Origin of the sequence: Paraburkholderia sp. GAS348, assembly GCF_050434205.1 — a bacterium.
Lineage (GTDB): Bacteria > Pseudomonadota > Gammaproteobacteria > Burkholderiales > Burkholderiaceae > Paraburkholderia.
Genome location: NZ_JBNPVT010000031.1, coordinates 20,676 through 41,906, shown reverse-complemented (window position 1 = coordinate 41,906; position 21,231 = coordinate 20,676). Strand labels below are relative to the sequence as shown.

The 21,231-nt window shown below is 62.7% G+C and carries 15 protein-coding genes; 11 read left to right on the top strand and 4 right to left on the bottom strand.

Features of this window, described 5'->3' with window-relative positions; translation table 11 throughout:
* Nucleotides 1-596: 596 nt before the first annotated feature.
* The 8 genes from P3T22_RS30345 (at nucleotide 597) to P3T22_RS30310 (ending at nucleotide 8,154) form a co-directional block, all read left to right on the top strand.
* On the top strand, nucleotides 597-869 hold the full coding sequence (locus P3T22_RS30345) for a helix-turn-helix domain-containing protein (RefSeq protein ID WP_063499293.1): 273 nt from the start codon (nucleotides 597-599) through the stop codon (nucleotides 867-869).
* Nucleotides 870-1,320: 451 nt separating this feature from the next.
* Nucleotides 1,321-2,061, top strand: coding sequence for a 3-ketoacyl-ACP reductase (locus P3T22_RS30340; protein ID WP_063499292.1), 741 nt, complete (start codon nucleotides 1,321-1,323; stop codon nucleotides 2,059-2,061).
* A gap of 488 nt (nucleotides 2,062-2,549) precedes the next feature.
* The gene (locus tag P3T22_RS30335; protein WP_429326960.1) at nucleotides 2,550-3,404 is read left to right on the top strand and encodes a MurR/RpiR family transcriptional regulator; all 855 of its coding nucleotides are present in this window, start codon (nucleotides 2,550-2,552) and stop codon (nucleotides 3,402-3,404) included.
* Between the two features lie 306 nt (nucleotides 3,405-3,710).
* Nucleotides 3,711-5,039, top strand: a complete 1,329-nt coding sequence (locus P3T22_RS30330; RefSeq protein ID WP_429326959.1) for an aspartate aminotransferase family protein — start codon at nucleotides 3,711-3,713, stop codon at nucleotides 5,037-5,039.
* A gap of 28 nt (nucleotides 5,040-5,067) precedes the next feature.
* Nucleotides 5,068-5,622: a carboxymuconolactone decarboxylase family protein gene (locus tag P3T22_RS30325; protein WP_429326958.1), complete on the top strand. Its 555-nt coding sequence runs from the start codon at nucleotides 5,068-5,070 to the stop codon at nucleotides 5,620-5,622.
* Nucleotides 5,623-5,881: 259 nt separating this feature from the next.
* Nucleotides 5,882-6,307, top strand: a complete 426-nt coding sequence (locus P3T22_RS30320) for an OsmC family protein (RefSeq protein WP_063499288.1) — start codon at nucleotides 5,882-5,884, stop codon at nucleotides 6,305-6,307.
* Nucleotides 6,308-6,520: 213 nt separating this feature from the next.
* Entirely contained in the window at nucleotides 6,521-7,375 is an 855-nt protein-coding gene (locus tag P3T22_RS30315; protein ID WP_063499287.1) for an isocitrate lyase/PEP mutase family protein, read from the top strand.
* A gap of 503 nt (nucleotides 7,376-7,878) precedes the next feature.
* Nucleotides 7,879-8,154: a YodC family protein gene (locus tag P3T22_RS30310; protein WP_429326964.1), complete on the top strand. Its 276-nt coding sequence runs from the start codon at nucleotides 7,879-7,881 to the stop codon at nucleotides 8,152-8,154.
* A 13-nt stretch (nucleotides 8,155-8,167) separates the two neighbouring features.
* Here the strand turns inward: P3T22_RS30310 and P3T22_RS30305 are convergent, their stop codons facing one another.
* Nucleotides 8,168-8,479: a superinfection immunity protein gene (locus P3T22_RS30305; protein ID WP_429326957.1), complete on the bottom strand. Its 312-nt coding sequence runs from the start codon at nucleotides 8,477-8,479 to the stop codon at nucleotides 8,168-8,170.
* A 175-nt stretch (nucleotides 8,480-8,654) separates the two neighbouring features.
* Here P3T22_RS30305 and P3T22_RS30300 point away from each other — a divergent pair, with 175 nt between their 5' ends.
* Nucleotides 8,655-10,118, top strand: a complete 1,464-nt coding sequence (locus tag P3T22_RS30300) for a M20 family metallopeptidase (RefSeq protein ID WP_063499284.1) — start codon at nucleotides 8,655-8,657, stop codon at nucleotides 10,116-10,118.
* Between the two features lie 474 nt (nucleotides 10,119-10,592).
* A complete protein-coding gene (locus P3T22_RS30295) occupies nucleotides 10,593-11,480 on the top strand; it encodes a crotonase/enoyl-CoA hydratase family protein (RefSeq protein WP_063499283.1) in 888 nt (295 codons plus the stop codon).
* 144 nt (nucleotides 11,481-11,624) lie between these two features.
* On the opposite strand, the gene pdeR is transcribed toward P3T22_RS30295, so the two are convergent.
* Both pdeR and P3T22_RS30285 read right to left on the bottom strand, forming a co-directional pair.
* Entirely contained in the window at nucleotides 11,625-13,628 is a 2,004-nt protein-coding gene (gene pdeR / locus P3T22_RS30290) for a cyclic di-GMP phosphodiesterase (RefSeq protein WP_429326956.1), read from the bottom strand.
* A gap of 209 nt (nucleotides 13,629-13,837) precedes the next feature.
* On the bottom strand, nucleotides 13,838-18,385 hold the full coding sequence (locus tag P3T22_RS30285) for a DEAD/DEAH box helicase (RefSeq protein ID WP_429326955.1): 4,548 nt from the start codon (nucleotides 18,383-18,385) through the stop codon (nucleotides 13,838-13,840).
* 321 nt (nucleotides 18,386-18,706) lie between these two features.
* On the opposite strand from P3T22_RS30285, the gene P3T22_RS30280 reads away from it, so the two are divergent.
* On the top strand, nucleotides 18,707-19,756 hold the full coding sequence (locus tag P3T22_RS30280; protein ID WP_429326954.1) for an aldo/keto reductase: 1,050 nt from the start codon (nucleotides 18,707-18,709) through the stop codon (nucleotides 19,754-19,756).
* Between the two features lie 109 nt (nucleotides 19,757-19,865).
* On the opposite strand, the gene P3T22_RS30275 is transcribed toward P3T22_RS30280, so the two are convergent.
* Nucleotides 19,866-21,185 carry a cation:proton antiporter gene (locus P3T22_RS30275; protein ID WP_063500741.1) on the bottom strand — a complete coding sequence of 440 codons (1,320 nt, stop codon included), beginning with the start codon at nucleotides 21,183-21,185 and terminating at the stop codon, nucleotides 19,866-19,868.
* Nucleotides 21,186-21,231 lie beyond the last annotated feature (46 nt).

Sequence of the window (21,231 nt, the reverse complement as noted above, 5' to 3'; positions counted from 1 at the left end):
GCGGCGGCCAGGCTGCCGAAACCGTTTTGCCGCGCGACGGAATTCGAGGCGCCAAGTCGTTGCCGCTGGTGCACCAACTCGAGTTCGCCAGCTGGAACGCCACCGCCAACTCGCCGGTCGAACGCCCGCGCGCGTTGCAAGCTGCTCGCGCGTCGATACAGAAACTATGATGAACCGTCCTGCGCCGCGGTCACAGCTTGCAAACGAGACCGTTCCGTGCGCGAAGCGCCTTCGACCACGCCCTTTTGGCACAATCCATTCCGAGAAATCCGAGCAGGCTCTTTCAATCGTCCTGCGAGGTACTGACGGTTTCAAATCGGCCATACGTTCGAGCACAGTTGCCGGCGATAAAACGGAGGCACGGGGCTTAAGGTGGTGCAGCGATTTCCTACGAATTATTTTTCGTTTGACACCAATGTGCAGGCCGAGGAATAGTGAGGTGGTCAACGTACCTGCTGCGTCGTGCTCTTGCAGGGTTACGAGAGACACAACATGGCGTCACGAAGCTGTAATGACGAACGTGTAGCCTCATGCGATGCCACGAGTGAGTTGGCGCTGAATTGTATAAAAATATAAGCTGAGAGACATCAAACAAGATGAACCGGAGTACCGAAAATATCGACCACCTCGAACGTAGCGTCGGGGACAACCGCCTCAGGCACGCTCTCGCCGCACGCCTTGACAGAGCATTTAAACGGGCCGGCGTCAGCTCGGCCCAGGCCGCGAAGTGGTTAGGCGTGAGTGAAGACGACGTGCAGTATTGGCTGCGCGGAATCACGGTTCCGCCGCTAAACGCTTGTACGCGTCTCGCCGCTATCCTCAATCTCGATGTGCACTGGCTTTGCACGGGGCAACCCCAGGTCGCCTAGGCCGCCTTCTTGAGAATCGCGTCCCCCAGTGAGTCCAGATGCGGAAAGTTAACGCACGTTAAATGACGGAAGCTGCGTGAATAAAAATCGACCAGCGCGCCAGGGGAGCCGTCGCTTTGAGCGGCCATCGCGTTAGACCAACGGGGATGCCGTCGACGTGTTGCCCCAAGTGGGTTGGCACTTAATGGGCAACGCAGAGGACTGCTTGTGGAAATGCGTTGGCTATACCGAGGTAATGAACCCGAGAATGGGGTGGGAATGCGGCCACGCTTTTTTTTCACAGGACAAATCGCTCTCACCGTGAAAGAATGGTGCAACACAACGACCCCGGCCAATCAGTCGAATGAGATGGATCGATATTCGTGAGCGGGACTCGCTACGGCGGAAATATTTTGCGGCTTCACTTGCAAGAATTTAGTTCACTAACCGTTACGGAAATTGAGAGCAGAAGATGGCAAAGCGAATTGCGTACGTGACTGGCGGCATGGGTGGTATTGGAACGCTGATATGTCAGCGTCTCTATAAGGATGGACTCACGGTCGTGGCCGGATGCGGGCCCAACTCGTCGCGACGGGAACGATGGTTAGCCGAGCAGGCCGAGCTTGGATTCTCCTTCACTGCCTCGGAGGGTAATGTCGGGGACTGGGAATCGACAGAGGCCGCTTTCGCGAAGGTGAAGAAAGAGGTCGGTGAGATTGACGTGCTGGTGAACAATGCCGGCATCACGCGGGACGGCGTGTTTCGCAAGATGTCGCGGGAGAACTGGAACGCTGTCATTGATACGAACCTGACGAGCCTGTTCAACGTGACCAAACAGGTCATCGAGGGGATGGTTAGCAAGGAGTGGGGCCGAATCATCAACATCTCGTCGGTGAACGGACAGAAAGGGCAGTTCGGTCAAACCAACTACTCGACTGCCAAGGCGGGCATCCACGGTTTCACGATGTCGCTTGCTCAGGAAGTGGCGACAAAGGGCATCACGGTGAATACGGTTTCACCCGGGTACGTCGGAACCGATATGGTTCGTGCCGTACGTCCCGAAGTACTGGATGCAATCGTCCAGAGCATTCCTGTGCGTCGGCTAGGCGAGGCGTCGGAGATTGCCTCGATTGTCTCGTGGCTTGCGAGTGACGAAGCGGGCTTCGCTACTGGGGCGGATTTCTCGCTCAACGGTGGCCTGCACATGGGTTAAGAATCGGCCCGGGGCGAGAAGGGCACGGCCCTAAAGGTCATGGCTCTAGCGCCCACGACAAGGCGCTAGAGCATTTGAAAGAGAGACCCGGCCGATGACCTTTCACGAAGGCGCGACGCAGGGGACTTGCGAGATGCATAGGTTGTACCGATACCAAGACTTCACCATCGAGGTGAATGCGGAGTCCATCGACGGAAATCCCAGATGGAAAGGTTCTTTCCATACCGGTCGGATACGTCGCGGTCGTTCACATTTCATGCGGAAAGCTCCACAACAATTCAACGGTTGAGCGTCGGTCAATGCGATGGTCGACCAGTCGCTAGCGAGGCCGAAGCCTTGATGCGAGGCTAACTGTCTGGGACAACAATGTTTGCGGCAGGCCAGAAGTCGTTTGCAAGCCACCAACACGCTGGAAGTTCTGTTGGATGCGATGCACCGGGTGGTAACATTTGTTGTCATCCTTATCGGCCGCTCACCCGGACCATCGCATGCCCGACAGTTTTGACCAGCTCGCCGCCCTGATCCGGGCGCGCTTTTCCGAACTGAGTCCGCAGTTCCAGATGGGAGCCGGGTTCCTGCTCGATCATCCCGACGAAGTCGCGGTCTCGTCAATGCGCAAAGTGGCCGAGCGGGCGCAGGTGCAACCGGCCTCGCTGGTACGCCTGTCGCAGCAATTGGGTTTCCCCGGCTGGAACGAATTGCGCAACCTGTTCGTCGCGCGCGTGCGCACGCGGCCCGAGCCGCTCGCGAGCCGCGCCCGCTCGCTCGTCAAATCGAAAGACGCGCTGGCCAACGACCTGCTGGTCGCGCAACAACACAATCTCGACGTCACTGCCGCGCATAACGGCCGCGTGATCGTGGAAACGGCGCGTCTGTTGCGGCGCGCGCCGCATGTGCATGTCGCGGGTTTTCGCTCCTGTTATGCAGTGGCGTTCGGCCTTGTCTACGGCTACCGGCTGTTCCGCCCGTCGGTGTCGCTGCTCAACGGCGAAGCCGGCACGCTCGAGATGCAGTTGCGCACGCTCGAGCGTGACAGCGCCACCATCGTCATCAGTTTCGCGCCGTATTCAGTCGAAGCGGCACGCGTGGCCGAAGCCGCGCTGGAAAAGGGCAGCAAGCTGATCGCGATCACGGACAGCGCGGTCTCGCCGATCGCGTTGAACGCCGATAAGGTGCTGATTTTTTCGCACGAAAGCCCGTCGTTCTTTCCTTCGCTGGTGGCTGCCACGGCGATTGCCGAATCGCTGGTCGCGCATCTGCTCGCGCTGGAAGGGGCGGGCGCCGTCGAGCAGCTCGGCATTGCCGAGCAATCGCTGCATGACAAGGGCGCGTACGTGCCTTGATGTTCGTGCTCTGAGCGAGGCAGGCATCCGCGGCGGAGCAGAGTCGCTCCGTTTGCTTCGTTCTCGTACCGTTTGACAACAAATGTTGTTTAGACGTATAAATGCGTACCGCTTGTTGAATAGGTGCGAGCCGTGGCGTCGAAGCAGGATTGGAGTCTCAGGTGAGCGGTGAGCCGTATGACATCGGCTACCGGCTGGGAATGACGATGGCGATCCCTTTTTGCACGAACGTTGCGCTCTGGTTGAGGTTCAATCTGCAGCCTCGCGCCTGAGCAGCCGTCGCCCATAGAAAGGAAAGGGAAAACCATGTCCACCGTATTCCATCGCTCGCCGAAGCAGTCACTGCCGGTGGCTGTCGCCGGCGACGGTATCGAAATCGTCGATTCCACCGGCAAGCGCTATATCGATGCCTCGGGTGGCGCGGCCGTCTCGTGCCTCGGCCATAGCAATCAGCGCGTGATCGACGCGATCAAGCGTCAGGCGCAGCAACTGCCGTATGCGCACACGTCGTTCTTCACCACCCAGGCCGCGGAAGAACTCGCTGACCGTCTGGTGGCGAGCGCGCCGCAAGGGCTCGAACATGTGTACTTCGTCTCGGGCGGCTCGGAAGCGATCGAGGCGGCGCTCAAACTGGCGCGGCAATATTTCGTCGAGAAGGGCGAGTTGCAGCGCCGTCATTTCATCGCGCGTCGCCAGAGCTATCACGGCAACACGCTGGGGGCGCTCGCGATCGGCGGCAATGCGTGGCGGCGCGAGCCGTTTCTGCCGATCCTGATCGAGGCGCATCACGTGAGCCCGTGTTACGCGTATCGCGAGCAGCGAGCGGACGAGACCGAAGAGCAGTTCGCGCAGCGTCTCGCAGATGAACTCGAACAGAAGATTCTTGAACTCGGCGCCGACACGGTGGCCGCATTCGTGGCGGAAACGGTGGTGGGCGCAACGGCCGGCGCCGTGCCGCCGGTGCGCGAGTATTTCCGCAAAATCCGCGCGGTGTGCGATCGCTACGGCGTATTGCTGATTCTCGACGAAATCATGTCGGGCATGGGCCGCACGGGCTACCTGTACGCGTGCGAGGAAGACGGCGTCGCGCCGGACCTGCTGACCATCGCCAAGGGGCTCGGCGCCGGCTATCAGCCGATCGGCGCGACGCTGGTGAGCGAGCGGATTTACCAGACGATCGTTGGCGGCTCGGGCTTCTTTCAGCACGGGCATACCTATATTGGCCATGCCACCGCCTGCGCCGCGGCGCTCGAAGTGCAACGCGTGATTGCCGACGACCATCTTCTGCCGAACGTGCAGGCGCGCGGCGAGCAGTTGCGCGGCCGGCTGCGCGAGCACTATGCGCAACATCCGCATATCGGCGACGTCCGCGGGCGAGGCCTCTTTGTCGGCGTCGAACTGGTGCAGGACCGCATCGCCAAAACGCCGTTCGACGCGAAGCAGAAACTGCACGCGGCGATCCGGCGCGAGGCGTTCGCGCGTGGCTTGATGGTGTATCCGATGGGCGGCACGGTCGACGGCAAGATCGGCGATCATGTGCTGCTGGCGCCGCCGTTTATCTGCACCGCACGCGACATCGACGAGATCGTCAATCGTCTGACGGATGCGATCGAAGGCGCGCTGACCGCCATCTGACACCCTTTCCATTTCTGCGAGATCTGCGATGAGCGAGCGTTTGCCTCACTTCGAACTGTCCGATGCCACGCCCGAACAGAAGGCCGTGCTCGACGAGATCCTGTCGGGTCCACGCGGCAATCTGAACGGACCGTTTCTGGGCTGGATTCATAGTCCGGAGCTGGCGCAGCAGGCGCAGCGGCTCGGCGCGTTCTGCCGCTATCGGACCGGCTTGCCGCTGCGTTTGTCGGAGCTGGCGATTCTGGTGACCGCGGCGCGCTGGCAGGCGCAGGCCGAGTGGCATATCCACTATCCGATCGCCCTGGAAGCCGGCGTGGCCGAAGCGGATGCCGAGGCGATCCGTCAGGGTCATCGCCCGCCCTTCGCGGACGCCGATGACGCCTTGATCCACGACTTCGCGAGCGAACTGTACGACACCAGGCGCGTCTCGGATGCCACTTATGCGAAGGCGGTCGGGCGCTTCGGCCATCAGGTGGTGATCAACCTGGTCGGCCTGCTCGGCTACTACGCCCTCGTGGCGATGACGCTGAACGTGTTCGACATGCGCGCAATGGGACAGGAGAGCTTGCCGTTCGCCGAGTAGGCCGGAGCAGCCTGGTTTCGCTCCGCGCGCATCATCGAACCGTACGCCGGCATCGTCACGACATTGGCACACGGAAGCGCCTATGATGAAGTTCGGTCCACGCCTGCGCCTCTCGCGCCGCGCGGCACGCCCCGAAGGGCATCTCCTTTGGGGCACTCGCGACCGATGCCGACACCACGAAATCCGGGCTGGGCCGTTGCGGGCGGCATCACGTAGGGTTGAGGAGCGGCGCGAAGCAGGGCACAAACAGGAGAGAGCGATGAAGCGCAAGGCATCAGCAGTCTGGCAAGGCGGCCTGCAAGACGGCAAGGGCTCGATTTCCACCGACAGCGGCGTCCTCAAGGATACTCAATACTCGTTTGCCACACGCTTCGCGGACGGCATCGGCACGAATCCGGAAGAACTGATTGCGGCCGCGCACGCGGGTTGTTTCTCGATGGCACTGTCGGCGGAACTGAGCAAGGCCGGCATCACACCTGAACGTATCGGCACTACGGCAACCGTCACGCTCGACAAGGACGGCGGCGGCTTTACGATCACCGCGGTACATCTCGACGTGGCGGTGAAAATCCCCGGCGGCGACAAAGCCGCTTTCGAGAAGGCCACCGCGGACGCCAAGGCGGGCTGCCCGGTGTCCAAGGTGCTGAACGCCACCATTACGATGGACGCGAAGCTCGAAACCTGAGCCCGAGGCTTGTGCACTGCAGACCCATGCGGAGCCGGCTGGCTGGGGTAACCAGGCCGCCGGTCGCCGCTTTCCATTCATTTCCCTCGTTTGTCACTCATTAGCCGCCTATTAACCGCCTATTAGCCACGCATTTTCCAATTAACGAACCTGACGACGATCCGGCCGCGCGTGGGCGCGGCACGCCGGTCGCCGTCGCCCACGGGACCGTCAATGACAACGCAAACCGAAAAAGCACGGCAATTCCAGTCATATCACGCAGCGGGCGAGGCCTTCATCATCCCGAATCCGTGGGACATCGGCACCGCGCGGCTGCTCGCGCTGTCCGGCTTCAAGGCGCTCGCCACCAGCAGCGCAGGCTATGCGTTTTCGCGCGGCCTGCCGGATAACGCCATCGGCCGCGCGCAGATGATGGTGCACCTCGCCGAAATCGCGGGGGCGACCGATTTGCCGGTCAGCGCCGATCTGGAAAATGGTTTTGGCGATGCCCCGGAAGACTGCGCCGAAACGATCGTGCAGGCTGCGGCGGCGGGCGTGGTCGGTGGTTCGATCGAGGATGCGACCGGCCGCGCGGACGAACCGATTTATCCATTCGAAGCCGCCGTGGAGCGCGTGCGCGCGGCGGCCGTTGCGGCGCGCACGCTGCCGTTTCCGTTCACGCTGACGGCGCGCGCCGAGAACTATCTGGTGGGCCGGCCCGATCTCGACGATACGATCCGGCGCCTGCAGGCTTATCAGGAGGCTGGCGCGGATGTGCTTTACGCGCCAGGCCTGAAGACGCGCGAGGAGATCGCCGCCGTGGTCGGCGCGCTCGACCGGCCGGTCAATGTGCTGATGGGGTTGCAGGGCGTGCTGCTCGGGTTCGACGACTTGCGCTCGCTAGGTGTGCGGCGTGTCAGTGTAGGCGGCTCGCTGGCGCGTGCGGCGTTGGGCGCGTTTCTCCGCGCGGCGCATGAAATGCGCGATCACGGCACCTTCAACTACACGAAAGAGGCCGCCAGCGGCAATGAGATCAACCAGCTCTTCACGGCCGCCGCGCAGAAGTGGGGCAAACAACCGGGCGGGTGACGAACGATGGCGGGTTTGAAAATAGCGGGCGGGTAATCGTTTTCAGCGGCGCCCGCAGAAAACGATTGTGCACGTTAAAACAAAACCGGTTTTGAAGTGGGTGCATTTATCGATAAGTTTTCCGTTCACAGGTAATTCCGTTTGCGCGACAATTGGAATAAACCCGAATGGGGTTTCTCGGCGGCAGTTTAGATATGACAAATGGAGACCGCATTTTCTACCTGCGGATCGGGTTTGCTGCTGTAAATCCTACTATCGTGCGGTGCCGCACAGAAGGTGGCCTGGCGCTGTTCTACCGGGTTTTCCCGGTTTTACGGCACTCGCCGGCTTGGCAAAGCTATTCCAGTGCCGGTGAAAACGGTATCAATAAAAAGCACTTGCCGTTATTAATTTCGATTGTTAATCTTGGCAAACTTTTTAGAGTTTTCTTTCGGCAGGTTCTATGTTGCACAGCACGATGCGATGACTTAATTCCGCTCAACGGGTTCCGTAGGGGATTGAATATGCTGACCGCTACCATCGACGTATTCGAAACACCGCCAGCCGCACGCTTCAATGTCGGCGACGTTGTCACGCTGAAGGACGGCGGCCCGCGCATGACGGTGACGTATGCGGGACCGGTGGCGCTCAATCCTGGTGACTGGCTGATTTGCGAGTGGTTCGACGAACAGGGCGAACTGCGCCGCGAGATGTTCGCGCACGAGAGCGTGCGAGCCGAGCCGCGCTCGATTCCTGCTGGCTTGGTGGTGTGGGGCAAAATGGGCCGCCGCGCGGCCTGATTATTTCCTCCCGTTATTTCTCCCTTCGGTCACGCGCCGTAGCACGCCTCTGCACGCGCATCAGGAGCGCCGAGGAAAACGCCCGCATCCCCACGGTCTTTCGTGTCTCTACGATTTCACCTGCCACGTTCTTCGGCGGGTTCGGCTGCAACGCCCAGTAGAGCGCGAGCAGCCAGCCAAAGCCGGTCCAGCCGAGGCACGCATTGAAGAGCGCCAGTGTGAGCACGTCATGACGCTTGCGCCGGTCCGCGAGAATACTCGGCAGAAAATACAGCACCAGCGCGAGCACCGCTGCGATGGCCTGAACCACAACGTTGCCCCCCATAGCCAGGCTCCCCAAGACGCGATGTATGCCGCGATTGTCGCGCGATTGTTGGCTTTGCGCAGCGTCGCTGGAAACGTTCGCTGTCAGCCTGCCTGTACGGCGAGGGGTTCAGCACATCGCGCATCAGGACTATCATGCACGTTTTGACTGAACAGAACCGCCACGGACCGCCACCATGATCTCCGACGACACGACACAGCAGACTCAGCGCATCAACCAGGACACGCTACGCGAATTCGTAGACCGCAAATGGAACGACGAGATCGTGCCTGCGCTCACGGACTACATCGCGGTGCCGGCCAAGAGTCCGGCATTCGATCCCGATTGGGTCAAGCATGGCTACCTTGAACGCGTCATTACCGACGCGGCGCAATGGGCCGAGCAGCAACCCGTGCGCGGCCTGAAACTTGAAGTGGTCCGCTTGCCGGGCCGCACGCCGGTGATTTTCTTCGAAACGGCCGCAACCCGATCGGGCAGCGAAGAAACCATCGTGCTGTACGGCCACCTCGACAAGCAGCCTGAATTCGACGGCTGGCGCAACGACCTCGGCCCCTGGACGCCGAAGCTCGAAAACGACAAGCTATATGGCCGAGGCGGCGCCGACGACGGCTACGCGATCTACGCGAGCCTCACGGCACTGGCCGCGCTGGACGCGCAAGGCATCGAGCGTCCGCGCTGTGTCGGTCTGATCGAAACCTGCGAGGAATCGGGCAGCTACGATCTGCTGCCGTATGTCGACGCGTTGCGCGAACGGCTCGGCAAAGTCGGTCTCGTCGTGTGTCTCGACTCGGGGGCGGGCAACTACGATCAACTGTGGCTCACTACGTCGTTGCGCGGGCTGGTCGCCGGCGACCTAGAAGTCCAGGTGCTCGACGAAGGCATTCACTCGGGCGGTTACGGCGGCATCGCGCCGTCGAGCTTCCGCATCATGCGGCAACTGTTCGACCGTCTCGAAGACTCCGCCAACGGCACGCTGTTGCCGAAGGGGTTTCATGTCCAGATCCCCGCGGACCGGTTGCGCGAAGCGGAAGCAACCGCCCGGATTCTCGGCGACGATGTCTGGAAGAAGCTACCATGGGCCTGCGGGCAGGACGGCCGTCAGGTGCTGCCTACCACCACCGATCCGCAAGAAGCCTTGCTCAACTCGACGTGGCGTCCGTCGTTGTCGGTGACCGGTGCGGCCGGCTTGCCCGCGCTCGCCGACGCCGGCAACGTGCTGCGCCCGCGCACGGCGTTCAAGCTATCGCTGCGCCTGCCGCCGCTGATCGAAGCGGAAAAGGCCGTCGCCGAACTGAAGGCGCTGCTCGAATTCGACCCGCCTTACAACGCCAAAGTCACCTTCAAGCCGGATGCGGGCGCGGCGAGCGGCTGGAGTGCGCCCGATCTCGCCCCGTGGCTCGCCACCGCGCTTAACGATGCGTCGCGCGCGCATTACGGCGCGGACGTTGCGTATATGGGGCAGGGCGGCACGATTCCGTTGATGAACGTGCTGAAATCGGGCTTCCCGAAGTCGCAGTTCATGGTGTGCGGCGTGCTTGGGCCGAAGTCGAACGCACACGGACCGAACGAGTTCCTGCATGTGCCGTACGGCAAGAAGCTGACCGCGGCCGTTGCGCAGGTGATCGCCGCGGCGCCTTGACGAGCGTGTCGCCTTGACGTTTCCTGCAACAGCGTTGCGGGTGAGTTGCAGGTGAATCAGCGGGCGCTCTGGGGCGCCCGCGTTTGAATATGCAAATTGAATACACCTGAATACACCGTCTGTTAGCCCACAAATAGAAAACAACCGTCGGCAAGCTCTATTTTCGATTGCATTGCCTAATCGAAGACTATTTCTTTTTCTTTCAAATCCGGCAAGAAATTCAAGCTTTGCTGGTTCGCTAATCGATGGCGGCGACATGCCCATTTGCGGGCAAATTTCGCCGGTCTTCGGTGCGCTAGCATTTGCGTTCGCAGCATCTCTCGACCCGCGGCATACCGTCCCGCGACGCGCCGTCTGGCAAGGCTTCGCGCGCGCGTTGCATTCATCTGTTGCTTATCCCGCTCCCATCCGATTCCGGTCTGCTTTAGGCTCGCATTGCAATACCAGTGTTTAACCTTAAAAGGACCGATCAAAATGAATCTACATAATCACCACGCCTGCCGCCCGTTCCTCGAGGCCGGCAATTTGTCGCAAGTCTCCGCTTATTACGAAGAAGGCCGCAACATCATGTGGATGATGCTGCGGGCGCAGCCGCGGCCCTGTTTCAATCTCGATCTGGTGCATGACATTCTGGGTCTCGCGCAGGCAGCACGAGAGTCCGGCTTGCCGATCGACTTCTGGGTGACAGGCTCGTTGATTCCGAGCATGTTCAACGTCGGGGGCGACCTCGATTTTTTTGCTGACTCGATCCGCTCGGGCAAGCGTCAGGCGTTGATGGCGTATGCGCGAGCCTGCGTCGATTGCGTGCACGCGGCGGCACGCGGCTTCGATACGGGGGCGATTTCGATCGCGATGGTTGAGGGTACGGCGCTTGGAGGGGGCTTTGAGGCGGCACTGGCGCACCATTTCCTGCTGGCGCAAAACGATGCGCGCATGGGCTTTCCGGAGATCGCGTTCAATCTGTTCCCGGGCATGGGCGGCTATTCGCTGGTCGCGCGCAAGGCGGGCATGCGTCTGGCCGAGGAGTTGATCGGCATGGGCGAATCGCATACGGCCGAATGGCACTTCGGCAGGGGGCTGGTCGACCAGTTGTTCGAGCCAGGCGACGCCTATATGGCGACGCGTACTTTTATCGACACGCTCAGGCCGAAGATGAACGGCATCCGCGCGATGCTGCGGGCGCGTCAGCGCGTGCTGCAACTCTCGCGCGCCGAGCTGATGGAGATTACCGAGGATTGGGTGGACGCAGCCTTCACGATCGAGGAGAAGGACCTCGCCTTCATGGAGCGGCTGGTGATGCTGCAAAACCGCCGTACTTCGAACCTGCGCCAGACCGCCTCCAGCGCGGCCAATTTCGCCTGAACCAATCTGGGTCTTGACGGCGTCGAGCCGCAGCGGGCGGCCCCCAATCCCCCAATCCCCCAAGGGGACTTCCTTCGGGGCGGGGGACTTTCTTCGGGCCGCCCCCCAAGGGGACTTCTTTCGTCTTCGGGGGCGCGCGCAAGCTCAGGCAATCAGTCTGAGCTTCTGTCGATCCTGCAGCCAGCGTTCGAATTCCGCGGCCGGCATGGCCTGGCCATACAGGAAGCCCTGCACGTAGTCGACGCCCAGCCCCTTCATGAACATCTCTTCCGATTCGGTTTCGATCCCTTCGGCGACCACCTTGAAATTCAGTTCCTGTGCGACCACCACCATCGAGCGCACCAGTGCTTGCGCTTTGGTGTCGACGTTGATCGAGCGGACGAAACTGCGGTCGAGTTTGATGACGTCGAGCGGAATGCGGCCCAACTGCGAGAGCGACGAGTAGCCGGTGCCGAAGTCGTCCAGATGAACCTGAGCGCCGAGCTGGCGGAACTGCTTGATCAGATCGATCGCAGCCGCTTCGTCCTCGATCAGGCAGCTCTCCGTGAGCTCCAGGTCGATCAGGCAGGGGTCGAGATTCGCGCGCTGCAGCGCTTCGCTGAAATGCCGCACCACGGCTGTATCGACCAGCTGCCGTGCCGACACGTTGATCGCGACGCGCAGGTCGTAGCCGTCCGCCTTCCATTTGGCGGCCTGTTTGGCCGCCGTTTCCATGACCCAGCGGCCGAGCACGCCGATTAGCCCGGATTCTTCCGCATAGCGGATGAACTCGGCCGGCATGATCTGCCCGCGCTCCGGCGAGTTCCAGCGTACCAGCGCCTCCACGCCCTGCACCGCGCCGGTGGCGAGCACGAGCTTGGGTTGATAGTGCAGCGTCAGCTGGCCCTCTTCGAGGCCGCGCCGCAGATTGGTGTCGAGCCACATGTACTCGGCGACCTTGCGGTCCATGTCGGGCGAGAACACGCGATAGGTGCGCTTGCCTTCATCTTTGGCAACGTACATCGCCGTGTCCGCGGAACGGATCAGCGATTCGAGGCCGTCGCCGTGTTCCGGATACCGCGCGATCCCGATCGAGCAGCCGGTGTAGACCTCGACGAGCCCCAGGCTGAACGGCGTGCGCAGGCGTTCGAGAATGCGCTGCGCGGTGGCTTCGAGATCGTGGGCGGTGCCTTTGGCGGCGAGCACGATGAACTCGTCGCCGCCGAGGCGCGCGAGCGCATCGCCTTCGTTCAGGCAGGTGCTGATGGCCGCCGACACGTCGCGGATCAGCCGGTCGCCGAAGACGTGGCCGTAGTGGTCGTTGACCTTCTTGAAGTTGTCGAGATCGAGGAACAGCACGCCGACCGATTCGCCTGGGTCGGCTTCTTCGATCGCGGTACTGATCTTGTCCTTGATCGCGTTGCGATTGGCGAGGCCGGTGAGCGAATCGGTGTTCGCCAGTTCAGTGAGCCGTTCCTGCGCGAGCCGCTCTTCGGTGATGTCGGTGCCCGAGCAGATCAGAAACTGTTCTTCGACGCCGCTGCCGCTGTGGACAAATTTGTTGCGGAACAGAAAGAGCCGTTCGCCGTGGAGGGTTTTCACGCGCCGCTCGACTTCGTACGAGACGCCGCGATTGAAGAAACCGGTGATGTTCTGGCTCGATGCCGCACCGGATTCGGTGGTCATGAACAGCGCCCACACATTGCGGCCGACGATGTCTTCTTCCTTGACGCCGGTGAGTTCCTCGGCGAGACGGTTGAAGCGTTGTATACGACCATGCCTGTCGACGATGACTACGACCGAATTGACTTCGGAGACGACCTGTTCGGCGAAAGAGAGACCGTGGACCAGGTCGCGCGCGACGGATTCCGTGTCGTCATAGGCCGAGGCGGTGCCGGCCCACGCATTGCTGGCAAGTTTTTTGCCGACGAGGTGCAGGCGCAGCGGTTCGCCGAACAGCCGCACGTCGAGGACGAGGTGCGAGGTGATGCCGGTGAGGCAACGGATTTGCGTGGCCTGCTGGGGATTCAGCGGAATGGCGACATTGGCCGGCACGTCGCCGGTGACAGGCGTGAGTTCCAATGCGTTGCTGTCGTTCGACAGACGCCAGCAAGGGCTGCTTGTGCCGAACTGGGCATAAAGCACCTGGTCGTGTTGGTCGTCGTTCATGAGATCCCCGGGCGATGTGTGCCGATAGGCCCCACCGTAAAGGCAGGTTGGCGGCAAACAGTCTTCATCATACTTAAAGACTGGCCTCATTGTAGCGAAGCGGCTGACGTTCGGGCCCATAAACATTAACGGTCACGATGGTCTTCGGCTTTAGGCGTTTGTTTCGGGCGCGCGCCGGCGCGGAGCGTCGAAAACGCCTCAAAATTGCCTCAGAACCGCCTGGTCAGCATGCTCCGGGCGCGCTCACGCTCCGCGGGAATCGCTTCCACGGGGGCGGCGAACCAGAAAGCCCCTGCTACAAGTGTCGCGACAACCACACCATCGCAATACAAAACCCGATTCCCCGCAACCGCAGGCACCCGTTCGCCGACCAGCAACGTGCCGGCAAGATTCAAAGGATCGGTCCCGGCGACACACACAAAAGCACTATCGTTCGCATGCCGGCGAACCTCCCGCAATAACGGAATTGCTTCCGGTAACGCAAATTGTTCCCCGGCGAGGCCGTTCACAAATCGCCCGCCGCGAACCATGCCGCGCGCTTCGAGCCGCTGAAACACGCGCAACAGATCTCGCCACGGCGGCAACCATTCGGCCTCGCGTTCGAGCAAACGCCAGAACACCACGCCATAACGGCGCAGCAAAGTCATCGCGACATGTTCGAGTACGTCGGGGGCGAACTGCTGACGGCGCGCCGGCGAGGTTTCCGCTGCGCCCGCAACGGGCCGCCGGTTGACCAAGGCCCAGCGCCCCGCGTCGTCCATTCCTCCGATCAATGCGCTCGGCCGGACACGCCGGCTGCTCGCGTTAGCACGATAAGCACTGCGTTTGGCGACGGGTTTCAACAACGCCCGCAAGCCGGCGAAACTGTCGGAATTCACGAGGCCGGCTGCAACCAGCTCGCCCAGCGCGTTCTCCAGTTCCATGCGCAATCCGCCTGTTTCGGTCCGCAATTCGTCGAAGAACATTGCGCCATGTTGCGATAACGTGTCATGGACGCTCTGCGCGCGAGCCGATAGCTCCGCTTGTCTCGACGGGTCGATCAGCGCGCTCCATACGCGCACCTGAGCGCGGGGCAACAGCACGATCGGCGTGCTGCGCACCGGTCCCGCAGCGCTGCGGGACCGCTCGGTCAGACGGGTCCAGACGATCTTGCCGGTACGGCATAGTTCGTCTAGCGAAATGTTCGCGTACGCCTTTACGCGTGCCGGCAAAATGTCTTCTTCCCATGCGCCCGCCGCGGCCTGAAAACCCTCCAGCTGGTCGAGCACGGCGGCCAGTGCGTCGCGTCCGTCGCTGCGTGTGTCCGGCGTCAAATGCTGCCACTCGAATAGAAAGCGCATGAAGTCATGCCGCTCCACCGGCTCGATCTCGCGTCGCAAGCGTTTCACTGTGTAGCGGTGGATCCGCGCAAGCAAATGACGCTCGCACCATTCTTCTTCGGTGGCGCCCGGCGAGAAGCGGCCGCGCATCACGTAGCCTTCCGCTTCGAGACGCGTCAACGTTTGTTCAATGGATGCCACGGGCAAGCTCAGTGCCTCTGCAATCGCGCGCACCGGCAGCGGGCCGAAGCCGGTCAGCCGGGCGCGCAGCACGTCGAGCAGGGCGTCGTCGGCGCTCCAGGTGTCGGCGTAGCCCTTCGGCGCGGTGAGCGGTGGTTCAAACGGGGCGGCCGGATAGAGGGCCTGGAAACAGGTCAGGCGCTCGGCGGGCAGCCACAGCGCGTCGCCGGCAGAGATCCGCAGGCGGGTCGCGCGGCCTGATTCGGCGAGCGACGCGAGCCATGCCGGCCAACCTTCATCGTTGCGCGCGTCGGCATCGGTGATGCAGGCGAGGCCGGTCAGCGCTTCGTGCATCTCGTCGACGGTGCGCGCCTGCGGCCACGCTTCGTCGCGCACGCTGTCGATCGCATCGGCGTCGAGCGCGCCGAGGTCGTCGGCGCTCGACGGATCGGTCCAGCGGCGATTCAGCACGGCTTGCGTGCGGCGCTCTTCGATCGGTGCGTCGTCGAGATAGGCGTACGGCCTGGCGTTGAGGATTTCGGCGGCAAGCGGCGAGGGCGCCGGCAAATCGCGGGCGATCAGCTGCACGTCGCCCTGTTCGATGCGGCGCAGTAAAGCCACCCAGCTTGCGCTGTCCATCGCTTCGTGCAGGCAGTCGTCGACGGTTTGGTCCACTAACGGATGATGCGGAAGTTCGCGCTCGCCGACGATGTTCTCCAGACACGCAGCCTGCTCGGGAAACACGCTCGCCAGCAGATCTTCGCTACGCATGCGCTGCAATTGCGGCGGGGTCTTGCGCCCGCCGGTGTAACGCGGCAGGCCGAGCGCGATGGTCGCGTTCCAGCGCCAGCGCACGCCGAAGAGCGGCGCGTCGAGCAGCGCCTGGATCAGCAGATGCTCGGCGCTGTTCGAATGCAGGTAGCGCCACACTTCATCGAGTACGACCGAATGGCTGCCAGTCAGCGAGAGCACGATTGCGTCTTCGGTGGCGGCGGCTTGCAGTTCGAAGTTGAAGGTCCGGCAAAAACGCTTGCGCAACGCGAGGCCCCACGCGCGGTTCACGCGGCTGCCGAACGGCGCATGGATCACGAGTTGCGTGCCGCCCGATTCGTCGAAGAAGCGCTCCATCACGAGCGTGTTTTGCGTGGGCAGCACACTGAGCACGGCGCGTGCGCGGGCGAGATAGTCGACGATCTGGCGGGCGGCGGCTTCGTCGAGATCGAGGGTGTCGATCAGCCAGTCGGTTGCGCGTTGGAGGCGCGCGGTCATGACGTCGGCATCGGCCTCCTTCCCATCGAGCAGGTGCCCAATCTGCTCACGCAAGCGCGCGACGCCGAACGACAGTTCATCGCTGCGCCCCGGCGCCTCGCCGAGCCAGAACGGAATATTCGGCGGTTGCCCCTGCGCGTCCTCGACCCGCACACGGCCGCTCTCGATCCGCAAAATCCGATATGACGCGTTGCCGAGTTGAAACACATCGCCGGCCAGACTCTCGACGGCGAAATCTTCGTTGACGGTGCCGATATTGATCGCCTGCGGTTCAAGCACCACCGCATAGTCGGCGTTCTCGGGAATCGTGCCACCTGACGTCACGGCGACCAGTTTGCCACCGCGCCGGCCACGCAAGGTGCCGCTCACCACGTCGCGATGAATATAGGCGCCGCGCGGGCCGTTGCGGCTCGTATAGCCAACGGCCAGCATGCGCAGCACGGCGTCGTATTGCTCGCGTTCGAGGCCGGCGTAGGGGGCTGCGCGCCGCATCATCTCGAACAATGCGTCTTCGCCCCATTCGGCGCTCGATACTTCGGCCACGATCTGTTGGGCGAGCACGTCGAGCGGTGCGCGCGGAATCCGTAACGCGTCGAGTTCGCCACGCCGCACACAGTCGAGCAGCGCCGCGCATTCGATCAGATCGTCGCGCGAGGCCGGAAAAAGCCGGCCCTTGGGCATGCCGCCGACATGGTGGCCCGAGCGCCCTACGCGTTGCAAAAATGGCGCGATCGCGCGCGGCGAACCCATCTGGCAGACCAGATCGACGTCGCCGATATCGATGCCCAGTTCCAGCGAGGCGGTGGCGATCAGCACCCGCAACTCGCCGCGTTTCAGGCGCTGCTCGGCGTCGAAACGATGCTCTTTGGCGAGGCTGCCGTGATGCGCGGCGACCACGTCCTTGCCCAGACGCTCGGTCAGATGGCGCGCAGCGCGTTCGGCCATGCGGCGCGTGTTGACGAAGATCAGTGTGGTGCGATGCATCGCCACCAGTTCGGCGAGCCGGTCGTAGACGCGCTCCCACACTTCGTTGGGCATGACCGCTTCGAGCGGCACGGGCGGAATCTCCAACGCGAGATCGCGCTCGCGGATGTGCCCCACGTCGACGATCGCGCAGTCTGCGGGAATACCGCTTTCGATGCTCGCGCCGCCCACCAGAAAGCGCGCTACAGCGCTGACCGGCTTTTGCGTCGCCGACAGGCCGATCCGCGGCAAGCGCCGCTGACACAGCGCGTCGAGCCGTTCGAGGCTGAGCGCCAGGTGACTGCCGCGCTTGCTGCCGGCGAGCGCATGTATTTCGTCGACGATCACCGTGCGCACCGTCGACAGCATGCGGCGGCCGGAATCCGAGCCGAGCAGGACGTACAGCGATTCCGGCGTGGTCACGAGAATATGCGGCGCGCGTTTTTTCAGCGCGTTGCGTTCCTGCTGCGTGGTGTCGCCGGTGCGCACTGCGGTGCGGATGCCGAGCGGCGGCAGGCCGCGCGCGTCGAGTTCCGCGGCGATGCCCTGCAACGGCACTTCCAGATTGAGGCGGATGTCGTTGGAGAGTGCTTTCAGTGGCGAGACGTAGACCACCAGGGTTTCGTCGGGCAGGACGCCGCCGTTGGCAAGGCCTTGGTGGACCAGTTCGTCGAGCGCAGACAGGAAGGCGGTGAGGGTTTTGCCCGAACCGGTGGGCGCGGCGACCAGGGTTGAGCGCCCACGGCGAATCTGCGGCCAGGCGGCAGCCTGGGCGTCGGTGGGGGCAGGGAAGGTCTTCAGGAACCAGCCGGCGACCGCCGGATGGAAGTTTTCCAGCGCGCTAGCCGGTAAAGGGTTAGAAGCGGGGTTAGAAGCGGGGTTAGAAATGGGGTTGGAAGCGGGGTTGGAAGCGGGGTTAGAAGCGTGATCCGAAGCGGCATCTGGACCCGCTTGCAATACCGGGTCGAAGCCCGAAGAATCAGAGCGCGCGCCTAAGGCGGTGGCGGATGTCGAGGCCGAAGTCATGTTGGCACAGATGGGGGCGCGGTGTGGCATATCCAGAGGGCGGCAAGCGCCGGCCTGTTACGACGATCAACGATCAGTCTGGCAGGTTTTTACCGGCTTTGCCGACGCTTGCCGGAAACCCGTAAGGCGCCTCGCTTGCAGAGGACCAAGGCGTTTTTTCGAGCGGATTTTGCGGCCACAGTTGCCGTGCGAACCATAAGGGGCTGAAACATGCGTTCGCCGGGTGGCCGCTCAGAACCCACGCCGGCTCCTGCCGAAACTTGCCAGGTGCAGTACTCTATATGGCTCACTCATCCACGAATCCATGACGGAGTCTCGACGATGCGATACAACCAGTTAGGCCGTACCGGTGTGTTTGTTTCGGAGCTATGCCTGGGCACGATGACCTTCGGCGGCGGCGAGGGCATATGGAAGCAGATCGGCGATCTGCAGCAGGGGGACGCGGAGCGGCTGGTCGGCCGGGCGCTCGACGCGGGCATCAATTTCATCGACACGGCCGACGTCTACGCGGAGGGCCTGTCCGAACAGATCACGGGCCAGGCGCTGAAGAACCTTAAAGTGCCGCGCGACAAAGTTGTGGTCGCAACCAAAGTATTCGGCCCGACGGCAGAATTCCCGAACGCACGCGGCGCCTCGCGCTATCACATTATCGACGGTGTCAAGGCTAGCCTGAAGCGCCTGCAACTCGATCACGTCGACCTGTATCAGATCCACGGTTTCGATCCGGCCACGCCGATCGAAGAAACCGTGCGCGCGCTCGATACGCTGGTTCAGCATGGCCATGTGCGCTATGTCGGCGTGTCGAACTGGGCCGCGTGGCAGATCGTGAAGGCGCTGGGCATTTCGGAACGCCTCGGCCTCGCGCGCTTTGAAACGCTACAGGCGTATTACACGCTGGCGGGCCGCGACCTCGAACGCGAACTCGTGCCGATGCTGCGCAGCGAAGGTCTTGGACTGATGGTGTGGAGTCCGCTCGCGGGCGGCTTGCTGAGCGGCAAATATGGGCGCGAACACCAGGGCGAAGCCGGTAGCCGTCGCACGACGTTCGATTTTCCGCCGGTCAATCGCGAGCGCGCTTATGACTGCATCGACGTGATGCGTGGTATCGCGGAGGTGAAGAAGGTGTCGGTGGCGCAGATCGCGCTCGCGTGGCTGCTGCATCAGCGCGTGGTCACCTCGGTGATCGTTGGGGCGAAGAAAATCGAGCAACTCGATGACAACATCGCCGCCACTGGCGTCACGTTGGCCGCCGACGAGCTTGCGAAGCTCGATCAGGTCAGCATGCTGCCGGCCGAGTACCCAGGCTGGATGCTGGAACGCCAGGGCGAGGCGCGCCGCAAGCAGTTCGAGGAGGCGCGTCATCCGCTATGACGCGTGTCGGAGGTTGCCTCGCCAGCGGGGCCTTGTCCCATGGCGAACCGACGCCCGGGACCAATAGCATGAAGGACTCGTATTCTAGCGAGGTCGACTGCGGGCATCGCTACTTTTCGCTGCGGCGCACCCTGTGATACCAGTTCATCAGAGGCGTAGCCGAGACGCCATGAATCACGACCGAAGCCGCGACGACCGCCAGCGCGAGCGGCGCCAGTGGCGCGACGTCGGACGCCGGGCCCTGTTCTAGTGCGTACGCCAGGTAGTAAAACGAACCGATACCACGGATGCCGAACCAGCTCATCAAACGCCGCTGCGTATGCGTCGCGTTAGACCCCAGCAGCGACAACTCCACCGACACCGGCCGGACGAAGGCGAACAGCGCAACCGTGAGCGCAACCGTCTGCCAGGTGAACAGCGGCGCTTGCAGCGTGGCGAGCACATTGCCGACCATCGCCATCACCGCGACCTCGGCGATGCGTTCGAGCTCGATTGTGAAGCCGAGTACCGACTCCGTCATATACGCGTGCGCTTTGCTCGGGTTCGCCGCAGTCGCTTCGACGTCTTCGGAATCGACCGTGCCGATCGCCTGGCGCGGTGAAGCGCCGCCGCTCGCACGATGTTCGACGCGGCGCATCGCGACGCCCGCGGCGAACACTGCCAGAAAGCCATACGTATGCACGAGTTGCGCGGCGCCGAATGAGAGCTCGATCAGCCCTAACGCAAAGAAACCCTCGAGACCGAGCGCCTGCGCGTGACGCGTACGCAACCAGGCGACCGCATGCGTCGTGACCCAGCCGAGCAGGCCGCCGATTGCAAGCGCACCGACCACGCCCCATATCATGCCGCCGGCGAGCCTGAAGGTCAGCACGTCGCCGGCCTGAGCGGCGGGCGCCGCGCACAACGCGAGGCCGAGCATGACGAAGGGAAGTGCGATGCCGTCGTTCAGTCCGCCTTCGCCGGAGAGCGCGAAGCGCAGCAGGTCGTGATCGCCGGGATTGTGGACCTGGACCTCGTGAGCCAGCACCGGATCCGTTGGCGCCAGCATCGCCGCGAGCAGCAGGGATGGCCCCCAGCCAAGCTGCAATCCGTACACGCCGAACAGCGCGAGCAGCGCAATGGTCGCGAGCATGGCGAGGAAGCCGAGACGCAGCGGCACGGTCCACAGCTTCTCGAGTACGCCGAGGCGCAAACGCAGGCCGATGGCGAACAGCGAGACCAGCAGAGCGACTTCGGTGATGATTCGCAGCAGACGTGCATCGGCGACCATATCGAGGCGCAACAGGTCCATGCCTGGCGGCCCGAGCGCGTAGCCGATGGTGAGATAGAACATGGCGGCGCTAACAGGCAGCCGCCGCAGCGTCGTCGCCGCCACGCCCATAAAAACGAGCACGGCGCCGACGATGAGAAACCACAGTGTTTCGTGCATGAACATCCGTTGGGGCCGGCATGCGAACAACGCATGCGCGGCCGGT

What these genes read in the sequence shown, in the direction of transcription:
- P3T22_RS30345 (WP_063499293.1), top strand. Translation starts at nt 597, where the DNA reads ATGAACCGGAGTACCGAAAATATCGACCACCTCGAACGTAGCGTCGGG.
- P3T22_RS30340 (WP_063499292.1), top strand. Translation starts at nt 1,321, where the DNA reads ATGGCAAAGCGAATTGCGTACGTGACTGGCGGCATGGGTGGTATTGGA.
- P3T22_RS30335 (WP_429326960.1), top strand. Translation starts at nt 2,550, where the DNA reads ATGCCCGACAGTTTTGACCAGCTCGCCGCCCTGATCCGGGCGCGCTTT.
- P3T22_RS30330 (WP_429326959.1), top strand. Translation starts at nt 3,711, where the DNA reads ATGTCCACCGTATTCCATCGCTCGCCGAAGCAGTCACTGCCGGTGGCT.
- P3T22_RS30325 (WP_429326958.1), top strand. Translation starts at nt 5,068, where the DNA reads ATGAGCGAGCGTTTGCCTCACTTCGAACTGTCCGATGCCACGCCCGAA.
- P3T22_RS30320 (WP_063499288.1), top strand. Translation starts at nt 5,882, where the DNA reads ATGAAGCGCAAGGCATCAGCAGTCTGGCAAGGCGGCCTGCAAGACGGC.
- P3T22_RS30315 (WP_063499287.1), top strand. Translation starts at nt 6,521, where the DNA reads ATGACAACGCAAACCGAAAAAGCACGGCAATTCCAGTCATATCACGCA.
- P3T22_RS30310 (WP_429326964.1), top strand. Translation starts at nt 7,879, where the DNA reads ATGCTGACCGCTACCATCGACGTATTCGAAACACCGCCAGCCGCACGC.
- P3T22_RS30305 (WP_429326957.1), bottom strand. Translation starts at nt 8,479, where the DNA reads ATGGGGGGCAACGTTGTGGTTCAGGCCATCGCAGCGGTGCTCGCGCTG.
- P3T22_RS30300 (WP_063499284.1), top strand. Translation starts at nt 8,655, where the DNA reads ATGATCTCCGACGACACGACACAGCAGACTCAGCGCATCAACCAGGAC.
- P3T22_RS30295 (WP_063499283.1), top strand. Translation starts at nt 10,593, where the DNA reads ATGAATCTACATAATCACCACGCCTGCCGCCCGTTCCTCGAGGCCGGC.
- pdeR (WP_429326956.1), bottom strand. Translation starts at nt 13,628, where the DNA reads ATGAACGACGACCAACACGACCAGGTGCTTTATGCCCAGTTCGGCACA.
- P3T22_RS30285 (WP_429326955.1), bottom strand. Translation starts at nt 18,385, where the DNA reads ATGACTTCGGCCTCGACATCCGCCACCGCCTTAGGCGCGCGCTCTGAT.
- P3T22_RS30280 (WP_429326954.1), top strand. Translation starts at nt 18,707, where the DNA reads ATGCGATACAACCAGTTAGGCCGTACCGGTGTGTTTGTTTCGGAGCTA.
- P3T22_RS30275 (WP_063500741.1), bottom strand. Translation starts at nt 21,185, where the DNA reads ATGCACGAAACACTGTGGTTTCTCATCGTCGGCGCCGTGCTCGTTTTT.